The organism is Mangrovibacterium marinum, from assembly GCF_003046625.1.
Lineage (GTDB): Bacteria > Bacteroidota > Bacteroidia > Bacteroidales > Prolixibacteraceae > Mangrovibacterium > Mangrovibacterium marinum.
This window is the reverse complement of record NZ_QAAD01000054.1, coordinates 1-1,301: the sequence shown is the minus strand read 5'-3', so window position 1 is coordinate 1,301 and position 1,301 is coordinate 1. Positions and strand designations below refer to the sequence as shown.

The 1,301-nt window shown below is 41.0% G+C and carries 1 protein-coding gene; it reads left to right on the top strand.

Annotation, left to right across the window (positions count from 1 at the left end; genetic code table 11):
• Positions 1-344: 344 nt before the first annotated feature.
• Positions 345-815 (top strand): hypothetical protein, encoded by a 471-nt coding sequence (locus C8N47_RS18590; protein ID WP_107824077.1) that lies wholly within the window; start codon positions 345-347, stop codon positions 813-815.
• The last annotated feature ends 486 nt before the right edge of the window (positions 816-1,301 follow it).

Sequence of the window (1,301 nt, the reverse complement as noted above, 5' to 3'; positions counted from 1 at the left end):
TTGAACTCGGGAACAGCCTCGCAGGCCTGCTCCAGGTAGGACTTTCTGCTCATAATCAATTTGTTTAAAATTTAAAAGCACGAAAGTCGCAACATACCGCCAACTATTCCTATTTTTAGCTGTGCAATAAGCTCCCGCAAAGCGGGTTTAGTTCAACAATATGTATATTGCATACCGGGGCCTGTGGTTCCCGGTCCCCGGTTTTACAATCGTTTTCCCAGTCCTATCGGACGGAAAACCACATTGAAAACCGGTACGCAACATACACTGACCGTTAGCACCAAGTGTGGAAAAACGACATCCTTGAACATTAACAGAACTTATGCAATTAAAAACAACGATTTATGAAAATAGAAAAGACTTTTTATAAAATTTCACTTCAGGAAACATTTCTACTATTGGGATTAATGCTCATTCTGTTTAACGGATTGATTTTTACATACACACTAATAACAGGAAATCCCCGATTATTGATTTATGATTCATCTTGGATTCTACAATTTGTATTTCCAATTCTTTACTCAATAATTATGACCTCAATTAATCGAAATGGTGTTTTAAAAATCACATCATTTAATAACGCTACCGCATTGATTGAAAAGATTGAGTTATTGGTGAGGAAAAGATATATTAGACTCGATTCAGAAACTGGAAATTTTGAGTATATGAAAAAGACAAAATGGGCAAGATTTTTCAATTACTTTTTCAGGGAGAACATTAGAATGAAAATAACAGAGGAAGAGATTGTGATTTTCGCAAAGAAAAACTTACTTGACTCAATTGAAATGAAAATTAAGTACAATAGGATGAATTGAAACACCAGGTGCTAACACTTAGCCTCTAATCAAGCGTTGCTTGCATACGCTTGGCATTGGAGGCTTTGTTGAACTAAACACTGCTCCTGGCTTAACCGACTGTTAATTAACTATTTTCGAATAGTGTTTTCAATCGGTTTTTTGTTTCCATTTCGGAAGGCGTTTGGGGTGGTGCTGTTGGACTTTCAAGCCCGGTTTTGGCTGCAAAACCGACTATGCCGGCCAAATAGCTTCTGCTTTGACCCTGTTTTCGGCAGCAAGGGGCTCCTCTGGGCAGGCGGTTTTGGCGACCGGACATAGCTTTCCCATTTACGCTCCGGGGCGTATTTCGAAAAGATCCACAAAACACCGTCATTGGCCCATTCCGGCCAATGGATTTACAGGCGGCGCCCGCTTTCCGGGATAAGTTTCCAGCAGCAGAAGCTCGCCCCCACAATCCTTACACTTCAGCACCGAGCGCTCTCCAAAGCGCAGCTCCAGGATCTG

What these genes read in the sequence shown, in the direction of transcription:
- C8N47_RS18590 (WP_107824077.1), top strand. Translation starts at nt 345, where the DNA reads ATGAAAATAGAAAAGACTTTTTATAAAATTTCACTTCAGGAAACATTT.